The following is a 14,384-nucleotide window of genomic DNA, read 5'->3' as shown; positions in this document are numbered from 1 at the left end:
GTGTTACTTAGCCGAGCTCAGGGCGTCTGCGCCGCCCACGATCTCGGAAATCTGCTGGGTGATCTCCGACTGGCGAGCGTTGTTCGCGAGTCGGGTGTAGTCCTTGATGAGCTTGTCGGCGTTGTCGCTTGCCGACTTCATTGCCTTCTGGCGTGCCGCATGCTCGGACGCCGCTGACTGCAGCATCGCGTTGAAGATGCGGCTTTCGATGTAAACCGGCAGGAGTGCGTCGAGAACGTCCCCGACCTCCGGCTCGAACTCGTACAGCGGGAGGATATCCGTCGAATCCGGAGCATCGACGCCTTCGACCACCTCGAGGGGCAGCAGGCGAACGACCTCGGGAACCTGGGTCACCACGCTGACGAAGCGGTTGTAGACGATGTGGATCTCGTCCACGCCGCCCTCGCTCGCCGGCTGCAGGAACTTGGCCACTACGGCTTCACCGATCGCCTGAGCTCGCTCGAACTCGGGCTTCTCGGTGTCACCCGTCCAGATCTCCTCGGCCGCACGCTTGCGGAACGAGAAGAAGGCTGCGGCCTTGCGACCGACGATGTAGTAGACGACGTCCTTGCCTTGGCTCTTCAGCAGTGCGGCGAGCTCGTTGGCTTCCTTGAGCACGTTGCTGCTGAAGGCACCGGCGAGACCACGGTCGGACGTGAAGATGACGATCGCTGCGCGCTCGACCTTCTCCGGCTCGGTCGTGAGGATGTGGTCGACGTTCGAGAACGTCGCCACAGCCGAGACCGCGCGCGTCACAGCGCGCGAGTACGGCCCTGAAGCCGCCACCCTCTGCTGCGCCTTCTGAATGCGCGAAGCGGAGATGAGCTCCATGGCCCGAGTGATCTTCTTGGTCGTCTGGGCAGCCTTGATCTTCTGCCGGTAGACCCGAAGTTGCGCTCCCATGTTTCTCTTCCTGTGTCTTTACGAGTGTGTGATGTCGAGGGAGCGCTTAGCGCTTGCCTTTGACGATCTTTTCCTGGTTGACGTCCTCGGCCGGCAGTTCCTCGAACTGCTCGGAGCCGACGGAAGCCAGCGGCTTGCCCTCACCGGTCTGGAACTCGAGCTTAAACTGGTCGACGCCGGCATCGAGTGCCTTCGCGGTGTCGTCATCCAGAACATTCGTGTCGCGCAGGGTGTCGAGGACCTTCGTGTTACGGGCCAGGTAGTCGTGCAGCTCGGTCTCGAACCGCAGCACATCCTGAACCGGAACCTCGTCGAGCTTGCCGTTGGTACCGGCCCAGATCGAGACGACCTGCTTCTCGACGGGCATCGGCGAGTACTGCGGCTGGCGCAGCAGCTCGGTGAGGCGTGCACCGCGAGCAAGCTGGCGGCGGCTGGTCGCGTCGAGGTCGGATGCGAACATCGCGAATGCCTCCAGCGAACGGTACTGGGCCAGTTCGAGCTTCAGGGTTCCGGAGACCTTCTTGATCGACTTCACCTGGGCGTCGCCACCAACACGCGAGACCGAGATACCCACGTCGACCGCCGGGCGCTGGTTGGCGTTGAAGAGGTCGGACTGCAGGAAGATCTGGCCGTCGGTGATCGAGATCACGTTGGTCGGGATGTACGCCGAGACGTCGTTCGCCTTGGTCTCGATGATCGGAAGACCGGTCATCGAGCCGGCGCCCAGCTCGTCGGACAGCTTGGCGCAACGCTCGAGCAGACGCGAGTGCAGGTAGAACACGTCACCGGGGTACGCCTCGCGTCCCGGCGGGCGACGCAGTAGCAGGGATACCGCGCGGTAGGCCTCTGCCTGCTTGGACAGGTCATCGAAGATGATGAGAACGTGCTTGCCGCCGTACATCCAGTGCTGGCCGATGGCCGAACCGGTGTAGGGGGCGAGGTACTTGAAGCCTGCGGGGTCAGAGGCGGGCGAGGCGACGATGGTCGTGTACTCGAGTGCTCCGGCGTCTTCGAGCGCGCCCTTGACGGCGGCGATCGTGGAGCCCTTCTGGCCGATGGCGACGTAGATGCAGCGAACCTGCTTGTTCACGTCGCCCGAATCCCAGTTGGCCTTCTGGTTGATGATCGTGTCGATCGCGATGGCGGTCTTACCCGTCTGGCGGTCACCGATGATCAGCTGGCGCTGGCCGCGACCGATCGGGATCATGGCGTCGATGGCCTTGATACCGGTCTGCATGGGCTCGTGCACCGACTTGCGCGACATAACGCCGGGAGCCTGGAGCTCGAGGGCGCGGCGGCCCTCGGAGACGATCTCGCCGAGGCCGTCGATCGGGGCGCCGAGCGGGTCGACGACGCGACCGAGGTAGCCGTCGCCGACGGGCACGGAGAGGACCTCACCCGTGCGGGTGACCTCCATACCGGCGACGATTCCGCTGAACTCACCGAGGACGACAACACCGATCTCGTTCTCGTCGAGGTTCTGCGCGAGTCCGAGGGTGCCGTCGGCGAACTTGATGAGCTCGTTGGCCATCACGCCCGGGAGGCCCTCGACGTGCGCGATGCCGTCTGCGGCATCCGTCACGTAACCGACCTCGGTCTTCGAGGCCTTTCCGGGCTCGTACGCCTTGACGAAGTCTTTCAGCGCCGCGCTGATCTCAGCGGGGCTGATGGTGAGTTCTGCCATTTGTTCCTCTTTCGTGGAAAGTCTGCTGGTAAGGACTTCGCGCGCTAGCCAGCGAGCTGAAGTCGAAGTTCTTTGAGTCGCGAAGCGACGCTGCCGTCGATGATGTCGTCACCGATCTGCACGCGCACTCCACCGAGGAGGGTGGGGTCGACGACCTGGTTGATGCGCAGCTCACGGCCGTAGCTCTTGGCGAGCCCCTTGCCGAGACGGTCGAGCTGAGCGGCGTCGAGCTTCGTCGCGGTGGTGACCGTGGCGATGCTGAGTCCGGACTGGTCTGCGACGATGGATGCCGCTGTGCTCAGCAGCTCGGCGATGCGGCGGCCTCTCGGCTGCTGCACGAGGTGACCGACGATCGCGATCGTCTGCGCGCTCGCCTTGGAACCGAGCAGGGTCTCGACGAGCGCGACCTTCGCCGCGTTCGAGCCGAGTTTGCTGCTGACGGCGAGTTCGAGCTCGGGGTCCGAGCTCACCGCGGTGCCGAAGGTGAACAGCTCCGCCTCGATGGGCGCAGTGCCCGCGGACGAGGCGAGAACACGGAAACCGAGCTCCTCGATGCCGGCGAGCAGGTCGTCGTCATTCGACCAGCGGTTCTCCGCGACCGTGGACAGCAGGTCGCGAGCGCCCGTGCTGAGCGTCGAGAAGACGTTGGTGATGATCGACTTCTTCGCGTCCGCGGGTGCGGACGGGTCGGCGAGAGCCGCACGCAGGGGTGCGGAATCGCCGATGACGCGACCCGCGGCCAGCAGCTCCTGGCCCACGGCCAGTCCGCCCTTCGTACCGAGCGTGGCAAGAGCCGAGCGCGATGCGGAGAGTGCTTCTCTCGTTGCCGATCCCACTACTTGGCCGCCTTAGCCTTCTCGTCGGCTTCCAGCTCCGCGAGGAACCGGTCCACGATGCCCGCAGCCTTCTTGTCGTCGGTGAGGCTCTCACCGATGACACCGGAGGCGAGGTCGATCGCGAGCGATCCGACCTCGGCACGCAGCGAGACGACAACGCTCTGGCGCTCCGCCTCGATCTGGGCCTGTGCGTTGGCGACGATGCGAGCGGAGTCGACCGTGGCCTGCTCCTTGAGCTCGTTGAGGATCGCTGTTCCGTCGAGACGTGCCTGCTCGCGAATCTTCGCGGCCTCGGCACGCGCGTCGGCGAGCTGCTTCTTGTACTCCTCGAGAGCAGCGTCGGCCTCGGCCTGGGCGTTCTCGGCCTTCTTGATGCCACCCTCGATGAGGTCGGCACGGGCGTCGAGCGTCTTGTTGACGTTCGGCAGCACCTTCCAGATGAAGAAACCGACGATGACGACGAAGCACACCGCCGACCACAGGATGTCGTAGCTGGCGGGGAGCAGCGGGTTGACCGCTTCGGTCTCCGCAGCGGCGATCAGGATTGCGTTAAGCATTCCTGCCTCCTAATTTCTGTGGGGTGCTTACGGGAACGGGATGAACGCGACGGCGATGGCGATGAACGCGAGCGCCTCGGTGAATGCAATACCGAGGAACATCAGGCCGGTGAGGCGACCCTGCAGTTCGGGCTGGCGGGCGACCGACTCGACGGTCTTTCCGACGACCAGGCCTACGCCGATCGCGGGGCCGATGGTTGCGACGCCGAATGCGAGGGGTGCGATGTTGCCGGTGAGTTCAGCAACTGTCGTAATGGGGTCCACGTGTGGGTTCCTTCCGTGATGGTCGACTGGCGGATGCCGAGTCGGATTAGTGCTCTTCAGCCAGCGCGAGCTGGATGTAGGTTGCGGTGAGAAATGTGAAGACGTAAGCCTGCAGCACGGCGACGAGAATCTCGAAGATCGTGAAGGCGAAGCCGAAGGCGAGGGTTCCGATGCTGAAGAAGCCGAAGATGCCGCCAGCGGTGAAGAGGAAGAACGAGGTGGCCGAGAAGCACAGCACGAGCAGCATGTGGCCGGCGACCATGTTCATCAGAAGACGAATGGCGAGCGTGACCGGGCGCAGGATGAAGGTCGAGAGGAACTCGATCGGCGTCACGATCAGGTACAGGTACCAGGGAACGTTCGGCGGGAAGAGCGAGGACTTGAAGAAGGTGCCCGGGTGCTTCTTGATTCCCGCGTAGAGGAAGGCTCCGTAGGACACGAGCGCGAGCACGATCGGCATACCGATGACGGAGGTGCCGGCCAGGTTGAGGCCGGGTATCACGCCGGTGATATTCATGAATGTGATGAAGAAAAACATGCTGATGAGCAGCCCCGCGTAGCGGGCGCCATCCTTCTTGCCGAGTGCCTGCTCGACCACGTTCACGCGCACGAAGTCGATGGCCATCTCGAGCACAGACTGGCCGCGACCGGGAACGACACGCATGTTGCGGGTGGCGAGCCAGAACAGCAGCACGATCACGACGACGACCAGGAACCTGATCAGCATGAGGCGGTTGATCTCGAGCGGCGTACCTTCGAGAATTCCGAACAGCGACGGGGGCGTGAATTCTTCTAGTGAGGGACCGTGGAATCCCCCTTCGCCGGACTCGTCGTCAGTGGCGAAAGGGAGAAGCAGGCCGAAAGCGTGGTGTAGCAGCGCGATCTCCAAGATCGGGGCGTGGGGAACACGCGGCGATGAAAACTGGGGGTGTTGTGCAGGTCAACCCTATCAAGAGTTAGGCCGACCTTTGTACCTCAGGGGTGGTCTGAGCGGCTGGATTGCGGACCCGGCAGGGTGATTTCGCCGACATACGGCTCGCGAGCGCGCACAAAGGCGAGAACATCCACGGTCAGGCTCCCGATCACCGCGGCGAGGATCGAGACGAACATCACGATGGGGTCGATGAACGGCTGGTTGCGCAGCAGCACGAGGATGGTGATGAAGACCACGAACTTGAGCAACCAGGCTCCGAGCACCACGCCGAAGAACAGAGCGCTCGAATCCTCGTCCTTCGCGAGGCGGCCTGCCAGAAGGATGCTCGCGGCGGTGAGCCCCATAAAGAATGCCGTCAGGCCCGCCCCGACGAGAGCGCTGACCAGGCCGGGGGTTCCGGCCACGAGGGATCCGACGAGCGAGCCCGCCAGGGCGATGAACAGGGTGAGCACTCCCCCGTACTTGAGAGCGCGCGACAGAACGGGGGACGACATCATGATGCTGTGCCTTTCGGGGCGGGGGTGGTGTTCGGGGAATCCAGGGTGCTGTCCACGGCGTCGAGCTCGACCGCGGACGACTTCTCCTCGGCGAGCTCGGTGATCGCTTCATCCGTCAGTCCATCGATCGGACGCGGCTTGCCACCACGGCGCAGCGGCCCGAAGGTGACGACGGCACAGGCCACGACCCCGACGAGCGTGAGGCTGATGGCCCAGACGGCGGGCACGAACATAAACGACAGGCAGCCGAGGGCGACGACAGCGGTCCAGGCGTAGAAGATGAGCACCGACTGCAGGTGGCTGTGGCCCATGTCCATCAGGCGGTGGTGCAGGTGCAGCCGGTCGGCGGCGAACGGCGATTTGCCTGCCCGCAGGCGCCGGATGACGGCGAGGCCGAAATCGAGTAACGGCACGACGAGCACCGCGAACGGCAGCAGGATCGGGATGAACGCGGGCAGCAGCGACGCGCTGAACACGTCGGGGCGGTCGAGGAACGCGGGGTCGACATCGCCGGTGACCGAGATGGCGGAGACAGCCATGAGCAGGCCGACGAGCAGAGCGCCCGCGTCGCCCATGAACATCTTCGCCGGATGGAAGTTGAGCGGCAGGAAGCCGATGCACGCGCCGATGAGCAGCGCGGTGATGAGCGAGGCGAGGTTGAAGTACTGCGACTGGCCGGTCTCGAAGGCGAGCTTGTAGCTGTAGATGAAGAACACGCCGTTGGCGATGAGGGCGACGCCGGCTACGAGGCCGTCGAGGCCGTCGATGAAGTTGATCGCATTCATCACGAGCACAACGGCGAGAACCGTGATGATGAGCGAGATCGTCGGCGAGAGGATGATCACTCCCCCGATCGGGAGCGTGAAGATCTGGATTCCGGAGGCGGCGAGCACCCATCCGGCGATGACCTGGCCGGCGAGCTTCGTCATCCAGTCCAGGTCCCAGATGTCGTCGGCGACACCGATCAGCACGATGATGAGCGAGGCGGCGAGGATGCCCCAGATCTTCGGGGGGTCCGAGAAGATGAGGCTCAGCTGCGGCAGCTGCCAGGCGACCGCGAGGGCCACGAGAATACCGAGGTACATCGCGATGCCGCCGAGGCGCGGGGTGGGGCGCGAGTGCATGTCGCGCTCGCGGATCTTCGGGTAGAGCCGGTAGCGGTGGCTGAGCTTGAGCACGACCCAGGCCAGCGCGTAGGTGACGACCGCCGCGATGACCGTGATGAGGACGTAGAAGATTATGCGCACTTCTCCTCCCCCACGATCCTGATGATCTCCGAGTCCGGAATGACGCCGTGGCGCACGATCCTGAGCTTCCCCTCGGGCGTGAGCAGGCCGGTCGCGTCGACGATCGTTGATCCGGTGCCGGGCTCTGCGCCGCCGTAGTTCACACCGGCGGGGCCGTCGTCGAGGTAGACGGTGACACTGGCGCCGAGCATCCTCTCTGCGTCCTGTGCGGTCATCGCGGCGGGTTCACCGGTGAGATTCGCGCTCGACACGGCGAGGGGGCCGGTTTCGGAGAGGATCTCCAGGGCGATGCGGTTGGACGGCATGCGCAGTGCGACGGTGCCGCGGGTCTCGCCGAGGTCCCAGGCGAGGGAGGAGCGGGCGGGCAGGATGACGGTCAGCCCGCCGGGCCAGAACACGTCGACGAGTGCGCGCACCTCGTCGGGTACCGTCTCGGCGAGGGCGTCGAGGGTCGGGATTCCGGGGATCAGCACGGGCGGCGGCGACTGGCGGCCGCGGCCCTTGGCAGCGAGGAGGCGCGCAACGGCCTCCGGGTTGAAGGCGTCGGCGGCAATGCCGTAGACCGTGTCGGTCGGGATGACGATGAGCCCGCCCTTGCCGATGGTGAGACGCGCGAGCCGGGTGCCGGTCAGCAGCTCGGCGTCGTTCGAGCAGTCGTAGATGGTCGCCATGTCCCGTTTATGATACCGGCCCGGGCGGGGAGAACTCCCTGAGCGCTGTAGCGTTGAAGTGCCGTGAACCTCTACCTCTTTGACTTCGACAAGACCCTGTACCAGTACGACTTCCGCCGACGACTCCCCGAGTTCGCCCGCCTGACCGGTGTCTCGCAGTACCGCCTCGCGAGTTCGTGGTGGGCTGCCGGCTACGAGCGCCGCGCCGAGAGCGGGGAATGGCCGACCGCCGACGAGTACCTCGACGAGTTCGCGAGGGTGACTGGTGGACGCCGGTTGAGCCTCGACGAATGGGCCGACGCCCGGTCTCTTGCGATGACCCGCATCGACGGAAGTGTCGCGGCCGTGGCTCGAGCCGCCTCGCTCGGCACCGTCTCGCTGATGTCGAACAACCCCGCACCGTTCGCCGAGGCACTCCCCCGCCTGGCCCCCGACGTCTGCGCGCTGGTCGGCGACAACCGACTGGTCAGCTGCCAGCTCGGGGTGCGCAAGCCCGACCCGCTCGCGTTCGAACGCGCCCTCGACCGCTACGGATTCGCGGCTGCGGATACCTTCTTCGCCGACGACTCGCTCGAGAACGTGCTCGGTGCGCGCTCGATCGGCATCCACGCGCACCACTTCACCTCGGTCGACGGCCTCGACGCCGCCATGGCCGCCTTCGCGGAGAGAACCCGATGACCCTGCTGTTCATTTTCGACATGGATGACGTTCTCTACGACTACGACTGGCGTACCCGCATGACCGGCATGACGGCCATGACCGGACTCTCGCTCGACCAGCTGCGCCAGCGCTGGTGGCACGACAAGGGTGAGTGGGCCGCCGAGGCCGGCGTGTACCGCACGGGTGAGGAGTACCTCGAGGCCGTCGAGACCGCGCTCGGCCAGCCCATCGACGAGCACGAGTGGGTGCGCGTTCGGGCAGCGGCGATGACCGCACGGCCCGAGGCCCTGGCCGCGGTGCGCCGCGCCTCCGAGCTCGGACAGGTCACGCTCCTCACCAACAACGGCGCCCTCGCGCACAAGCACCTGCGCACCCTGGCCCCCGAGCTCGTCGAGCTGTTCGGCGACGAGCACCTGTTCACCTCGAGCTACTACGGGGCGCGCAAGCCGAACCCGGCCGTCTTCCAATCGGTGCTCGACGCTTACGGTGTCGACGCGGACGACGCCTTCTTCGCCGACGACATGACAGTCAATGTCGAGGGCGCCCGCAGCATCGGCATCACGGCGTACCACTACGGGTCGGCTGCGGGCATGCTCGCCGCTATCGAGTCGTTCGCGGCAACGCGGGCGCGGGTCTAGCCGCTCCCCGCCCCTCACCCAACCAGCGAAAAATGCTCCAACCTCGCGCCTGTGGAGCACTTTTCACGGGTTGAGCGCACCCGCCAGCTCGTCAACCAGCAGAAAGTGCTCCAACGCGAGAGTTTTGGAGCATTTTCTACCGGTGGGCTACGGACGCCAGCCAGCCGCGATCAGACCCTCGCGGATAAGGGCTAGGGCAGGCGCCCCGTCACCGGCGAGATGCAATCGGTGTATCTGGATGACGCGCCACTCTGCTCGACGAAAGCGGTCGACCCGGTCGAGGTCGTGCACCCGCTGCGCATCCAGGCCGAAGTGGTGCTCGCCGTCATACTCCACGATTGTGCGGTACTCGAGGTAGGTCAGATCGCCGAATCCCAGAAATGCTCCGCGCGCGTCGGTGATTGCTGCATTGACGACCGGCTCCGGGAGGCCGCCATGGGCGATGAGCAGTCGAAGCTCGCTCTCCCTGGGCGAGTCAGTGCGCGGTCGGATCTGTGCAAGCGCCTGTCGTGCCGATCGAGCTCCGGGACGCGAGCCGCGGGCCCGTACTGCGGCGGCGAGACGGTCCGACGTGGTCAAGGGGTTCTTTCGCCGCAGGAGGGCATCGCCCAGGACCACCAGTTCGGGTATCGGGAGCGAGACGCAGCATTGCAACCAGGCCTGGACGGGCGAACACGCGGGCACCCCCGCAACTCGATGGATGTCCAATCCCGAGTAATAGTGCGGACGAGTGCCGCGGGCTTGTGGTGGACAGGCAGGCTCGTTTGCTCCCACGTGCAGTGCCGACTCATTGCGGCGGGAGTAGGCCACCAGTCCGGTCCACAACACAAGAGCCGTGAGCTCACAAAAGAATTGCCCGGGGCGCAGACGGGGAGCGTAATCCGACACACGCCGGAGCGCGGCGGCTTCGGGGGAACCCACGGGCTCGCGATCGGCCGGCACGCGCACACCGTGGAACGGAGCGCCCAGATCAGAGCTCCGCGTGCGGCCGTACCCGACCCCGCCCATACGCGCCTGGGCGGTAACGAACGGGAGTCCCAGGAGCTGAGTGGGGAGATCGACGCGACGGGGCATCCCACGACCATGTCGAGAACGGGAGCCTTACGTGCGGCCAGCGTGCCGAACTGTGGAAAAGTGCGCCAACCGGAGTGTTGTGGAGCAATTCTTGTTGGTTGGGTGAAGAAGGAGGGAGCTAGGGCCGCAGGGCGGTCGTCGCGCGGTCGCGGCCGAGGAGGTCGCGGTGTGAGGCGACGGCGAGCCAGCCGTCCTCGCGGAGCAGGGCGGTGATCGCGGCGGACTGAAGTTCGCCGTGCTCGAGCACCAGGGTGCCGCCCGCGTGCAGCAGGCGCAGGGCGGTCGTCGAGACCTGGCGCACCACGTCGAGACCGTCCGGTCCGCCGTAGAGTGCGATCTCGGGGTCGTGCAGGCGAACCTCGGGGTCACGAGGAATCGCACCGAGCGGAATGTACGGCGGATTCGAGATCACGACGTCGGCCGTGCCATCCAGTTCGGGCAGTGCGATGGCGAGATCGGTGAAGATCGGCGTCGCGTTCGTGGCGCCGCTCTCGCGGAAGTTCTGCTTCGTCCAGATGAACGCGCGCGGCGATACCTCGACACCCCATACGCGAGAGTGAGGCACCTCAGTTGCCATGGCCAGGGCGATGGCTCCGCTACCGGTCCCGAGGTCGATACCGATCGGCGACCCGGGCACGGCGCGTAGGGCGTCGATCGCGAACTGCACAACGGTCTCGGTCTCGGGTCGTGGCACGAAGACTCCGGGGCCGACGGCGAGCTCCATCGACCGGAACGGCGCCCGACCGGTGATGTGCTGCAGCGGTTCGCGCGCGGCTCGCCGCTCGACGAGCTCCGAGACGGTGATCACGTCGTCGACACTCAGGGGCGAGGATGTCGCGACCCGCGCCTGCACACCACCCCTGCTGAGGCCGAGCACGTGCCCGATCAACAGTTCGGCGTCGACCTGGGCTCCGAAGATCCCGGCGCGCTGAAGGGACTCGGTAGAACGCTCGAGTACCTCGGTGATCGTGGTCTGGGTCATGGCGGCGGGCAGCGCGCGGTCAGTTGTCCGAACCGAGGTCGGCAAGCTGGGCTTCCTCGTCGGACGTGATGCACGACTGGATGACAGCCTCGAGCGCGCCGTTCATCACGGCGTCGAGGTTGTAGGCCTTGTAGCCGGTGCGGTGATCGGCGACGCGGTTCTCGGGGAAGTTGTAGGTGCGAATGCGCTCGGAGCGGTCCATGGTGCGGATCTGCGTCTTGCGGTAGGCCGATGCCTCGGCGTCCGCCTCCTCCTGGTACCGGGCGAGGATGCGGGCGCGCAGCACGCGCATTCCTGCCTCACGGTTCTGCAGCTGCGATTTCTCGTTCTGCATGGCCACGACGATTCCGGTCGGAAGGTGGGTGATGCGCACGGCGGAGTCGGTCGTGTTGACCGACTGGCCACCGGGGCCGCTCGAACGGTAGACGTCGATCTTGAGATCGTTCTGGCTGATCTCGACCTCTTCGGGCTCGTCGACCTCGGGGAACACGAGCACGCCGGCCGCCGAGGTGTGGATGCGTCCCTGCGACTCGGTCGCCGGCACACGCTGGACACGGTGCACACCGCCCTCGTACTTGAGGTGCGCCCACACACCTTCGGCGGGATCGCTCGAGTTGCCCTTGATGGCGAGCTGCACGTCCTTGATGCCGCCGAGGTCGCTCGAGGTCTGCTCGATGATCTCGGTCTTCCACTTCTTCGACTCCGCGTAGTGCAGGTACATGCGCAGGAGGTCGCCGGCGAAGAGCGCCGACTCGGCGCCACCCTCACCCATCTTGATCTCCATGATGATGTCGCGGGCGTCGTTGGGGTCGCGCGGGATGAGCAGGCGGCGGAGGATCTCCTCCGCCTTCGCGAGATCCTCGACGAGCGAGGGCAGCTCGGCAGCGAAGGACTCGTCGTCGGCGGCCATCTCGGTCGCGGCCTCGACGTCATCCGTCAGCTGGCGCCACTCGTGGTACGCGGCCACGATCCGGCTCAGCTCGGCATAGCGCCGGTTGACCTTCTTGGAGCGCGCCGGATCCGAGTGCAGCTCGGGGTCGGCGAGTTGCTCCTGGAGGGCTTCATGCTCCTCCAGGAGCCCCTGCACGGACTCGAACATGCTTAGTCTTCCTTGGTCGCACCCGTGCTGGGCATCGACTTCTGGATCTGCATGAGGAACTCGACGTTGGAGGAGGTCTCCTTGAGCTTGCCAAGAACGATCTCGAGGGCCTGCTGCTGGTCGAGACCGGCGAGGGCGCGACGCAGCTTCCAGGTGACCTTGACCTCGTCGGCGCCGAGGAGCATCTCCTCGCGACGCGTGCCGGAGGCGTTGACGTCGACGGCCGGGAAGATGCGCTTGTCGGCGAGCGAACGCGAGAGGCGCAGCTCCATGTTGCCGGTGCCCTTGAACTCCTCGAAGATGACTTCGTCCATCTTGGAGCCGGTCTCGACGAGAGCGGTCGCGATGATGGTGAGCGATCCACCCTCTTCGATGTTGCGTGCGGCTCCGAAGAAGCGCTTCGGCGGGTAGAGGGCCGAAGAATCGACACCACCCGAGAGGATGCGCCCCGAGGCCGGCGCCGCGAGGTTGTACGCGCGGCCGAGTCGGGTGATCGAGTCGAGCAGCACAACGACGTCGTGACCAAGCTCGACGAGGCGCTTCGCGCGCTCGATGGCGAGTTCGGCGACCGTCGTGTGGTCCTCGGCGGGACGGTCGAAGGTAGATGCGATGACCTCACCCTTGACCGTGCGCTGCATGTCGGTGACCTCTTCGGGGCGCTCGTCGACGAGAACGACCATGAGGTGGACCTCGGGGTTGTTCTTCGCGATCGAGTTCGCGATGGCCTGCAGCACGAGCGTCTTGCCGGCCTTGGGCGGCGAGACGATAAGGCCGCGCTGGCCCTTGCCGATCGGGGCGACGAGGTCGATTATGCGGGTGGAGAGCTTCGACGACTCGGTCTCGAGACGCAGGCGCTCGGTCGGGTACAGCGGCGTCAGCTTGCCGAACTCAACGCGGTTGGCCGCATCCTCGATCGACAGGCCGTTGATGGAGTCGATGCGCACGATGGCGTTGTACTTCTGGCGGCCCTGGCCCTGGTCGCCTTCGCGGGGCTGGCGGATCGCGCCGACGACGGCGTCACCCTTGCGCAGGTTGTACTTCTTGACCTGGCCGAGCGAGACATAGACGTCGTTGTTGCCGGGCAGGTAGCCCGAGGTGCGCACGAAGGCGTAGTTGTCGAGTACGTCGAGGATTCCGGCGACGGGGATGAGCACGTCGTCTTCGGTGATCTCGGGCTCGAAGTCGTCGCCGACCGGGCCACGGCCGCGCTTGCGGTCGCGGTAGCGGTTGCGACCATTGCGGTCGTCGTCCTCGAGCATGCGGTCCTGCTCGCGACCCTGGTCGCGGCCGTTGTTGTTCGCCTGCTCGCGGTTGCCCTGCTCGCGGTTGCCCGCTGCACGGTCGTTCTCGCCGCGTGCGGGCTGGTTGCCCTGTCCACGGTTGCCGCGCTGCTGGCCCTCCCGCTGCTGGCCCTCGGCCTGCGGCTGGCGGTCGCCACGCTCGTTGCGGTTGCGGTTGCGGTTGCGTCCGCGGGACTGGCCTTCGCGGCCCTCACCCTCGGACTGCTCGCCGTTCTGGTCGGATCCGCTCTGCTCGGAGCCGCTCTGGTCTGAGCTGGCCTGGTCAGCGTTGCCCTGGTCAGCGTTGCGCTGGTCGCTGTTCGCCTCGGCCGGAGCCTCGGTCGGTGCGTCTGCGGAAACCTCGGCGGGAGCGGCGTCGGCGCTGCTCGCGCGGCGGCTGCGCGTGGCGCGTCCCTTGGCGGGAGCCTTTGCAGCGGGTGCCTCGGTGTCGGATGTATCGGTGGCCGCAGCGTCAGAGGGTGCGGGCGCCTCAGTCGAAGTTGCCTCGGACAGGCCGGACTCGGCACCGTTCACGTGGCTGACAGCCGACTTGGGGGCGAAGGACTCGGCGGGAGCGGCGGGGGCGTCGGCCTGGGCTGCTGCTGCTGCAGCTGCGGCCTTCGCCTCGGCGTCTGCCGTGGTCGCGCGACGCGGTGCGCGCTTCTTGGGGGGTGCGACAGCGGTCTCCGCTGCGGCGGCTGGGGCCTCGGTCGGTGCGGCTACTGCCGCGTCGGGTGAAGCCGGGCTCTGGATCTCGTTGATAGCGTCCACGAGTTCTCCTTTACGAAGTTTGGATGCGCCCTTGACGCCCAGTTCGCTCGCCAGAGCAAGAAGCTCGGGAAGACGAAGGGCGCTTAGGGAAGCGTGTGAGCCCACACTCGTTGCGTGGGCGTTGACATCAGTCACTACTGGGGTTCCTTTCCCCTACCGAAAAATAACGTGATTCCGGTGGAGAGCTGATCGGCCTGTCCGTGTCTGAGAGGTTGCTGTATGTTCAACCGCACAGGAATCGACGGGACAATACCGATTGCTGGGTGAAGTGCAACCCGGGCCTGATG

The 14,384-nt window shown here is 65.9% G+C and carries 15 protein-coding genes; 2 read left to right on the top strand and 13 right to left on the bottom strand.

The window, feature by feature from the left end; genetic code table 11:
* Positions 1–3: 3 nt before the first annotated feature.
* The 9 genes from EYE40_RS02300 to EYE40_RS02260 form a co-directional block, all read right to left on the bottom strand.
* Positions 4–903, bottom strand: coding sequence for a F0F1 ATP synthase subunit gamma (locus tag EYE40_RS02300; RefSeq protein WP_130980428.1), 900 nt, complete (start codon positions 901–903; stop codon positions 4–6).
* A 46-nt stretch (positions 904–949) separates the two neighbouring features.
* Positions 950–2,587, bottom strand: coding sequence for a F0F1 ATP synthase subunit alpha (gene atpA / locus EYE40_RS02295; protein WP_130980427.1), 1,638 nt, complete (start codon positions 2,585–2,587; stop codon positions 950–952).
* A 44-nt stretch (positions 2,588–2,631) separates the two neighbouring features.
* Positions 2,632–3,423, bottom strand: coding sequence for a F0F1 ATP synthase subunit delta (locus tag EYE40_RS02290; protein WP_130980426.1), 792 nt, complete (start codon positions 3,421–3,423; stop codon positions 2,632–2,634).
* Positions 3,423–3,980, bottom strand: a complete 558-nt coding sequence (locus EYE40_RS02285) for a F0F1 ATP synthase subunit B (RefSeq protein ID WP_130980425.1) — start codon at positions 3,978–3,980, stop codon at positions 3,423–3,425. The genes EYE40_RS02290 and EYE40_RS02285 overlap by 1 nt, the downstream gene beginning before the upstream one ends.
* A 27-nt stretch (positions 3,981–4,007) precedes the next feature.
* Entirely contained in the window at positions 4,008–4,244 is a 237-nt protein-coding gene (gene atpE / locus EYE40_RS02280; RefSeq protein WP_130980424.1) for an ATP synthase F0 subunit C, read from the bottom strand.
* 46 nt (positions 4,245–4,290) lie between these two features.
* Positions 4,291–5,127 (bottom strand): F0F1 ATP synthase subunit A, encoded by an 837-nt coding sequence (gene atpB / locus EYE40_RS02275; RefSeq protein WP_420810061.1) that lies wholly within the window; start codon positions 5,125–5,127, stop codon positions 4,291–4,293.
* A gap of 92 nt (positions 5,128–5,219) precedes the next feature.
* On the bottom strand, positions 5,220–5,675 hold the full coding sequence (locus tag EYE40_RS02270) for a Cg1360 family ATP-synthase-associated protein (RefSeq protein WP_130980423.1): 456 nt from the start codon (positions 5,673–5,675) through the stop codon (positions 5,220–5,222).
* Positions 5,672–6,916, bottom strand: coding sequence for an MraY family glycosyltransferase (locus EYE40_RS02265; RefSeq protein ID WP_130982710.1), 1,245 nt, complete (start codon positions 6,914–6,916; stop codon positions 5,672–5,674). The genes EYE40_RS02270 and EYE40_RS02265 overlap by 4 nt, the downstream gene beginning before the upstream one ends.
* Positions 6,913–7,593, bottom strand: coding sequence for an L-threonylcarbamoyladenylate synthase (locus EYE40_RS02260; RefSeq protein WP_130980422.1), 681 nt, complete (start codon positions 7,591–7,593; stop codon positions 6,913–6,915). Before EYE40_RS02260 ends, EYE40_RS02265 begins: the two co-directional genes overlap by 4 nt.
* 63 nt (positions 7,594–7,656) lie before the next feature.
* On the opposite strand from EYE40_RS02260, the gene EYE40_RS02255 reads away from it, so the two are divergent.
* Positions 7,657–8,271, top strand: a complete 615-nt coding sequence (locus EYE40_RS02255) for an HAD-IA family hydrolase (RefSeq protein ID WP_130980421.1) — start codon at positions 7,657–7,659, stop codon at positions 8,269–8,271.
* Positions 8,268–8,891 carry an HAD-IA family hydrolase gene (locus tag EYE40_RS02250; protein ID WP_130980420.1) on the top strand — a complete coding sequence of 208 codons (624 nt, stop codon included), beginning with the start codon at positions 8,268–8,270 and terminating at the stop codon, positions 8,889–8,891. Before EYE40_RS02255 ends, EYE40_RS02250 begins: the two co-directional genes overlap by 4 nt.
* 147 nt (positions 8,892–9,038) lie before the next feature.
* On the opposite strand, the gene EYE40_RS02245 is transcribed toward EYE40_RS02250, so the two are convergent.
* The 4 genes from EYE40_RS02245 to rho all read right to left on the bottom strand — a co-directional run bounded on the left by EYE40_RS02245 (position 9,039) and on the right by rho (position 14,232).
* Positions 9,039–9,470 carry a hypothetical protein gene (locus EYE40_RS02245; protein ID WP_130980419.1) on the bottom strand — a complete coding sequence of 144 codons (432 nt, stop codon included), beginning with the start codon at positions 9,468–9,470 and terminating at the stop codon, positions 9,039–9,041.
* Positions 9,471–10,083: 613 nt separating this feature from the next.
* Positions 10,084–10,947: a peptide chain release factor N(5)-glutamine methyltransferase gene (gene prmC, locus EYE40_RS02240; RefSeq protein WP_130980418.1), complete on the bottom strand. Its 864-nt coding sequence runs from the start codon at positions 10,945–10,947 to the stop codon at positions 10,084–10,086.
* Between the two features lie 19 nt (positions 10,948–10,966).
* Complete coding sequence (gene prfA, locus EYE40_RS02235) at positions 10,967–12,046, bottom strand: peptide chain release factor 1 (RefSeq protein ID WP_130980417.1); 1,080 nt, start codon at positions 12,044–12,046, stop codon at positions 10,967–10,969.
* Positions 12,047–12,048: 2 nt separating this feature from the next.
* Positions 12,049–14,232, bottom strand: a complete 2,184-nt coding sequence (rho, locus tag EYE40_RS02230; protein WP_193554471.1) for a transcription termination factor Rho — start codon at positions 14,230–14,232, stop codon at positions 12,049–12,051.
* Between the last annotated feature and the right edge of the window lie 152 nt (positions 14,233–14,384).

The sequence above is a fragment of the Glaciihabitans arcticus genome, from assembly GCF_004310685.1.
GTDB lineage: Bacteria > Actinomycetota > Actinomycetes > Actinomycetales > Microbacteriaceae > Conyzicola > Conyzicola arctica.
This window is presented reverse-complemented; position numbering and strand designations above follow the sequence as displayed.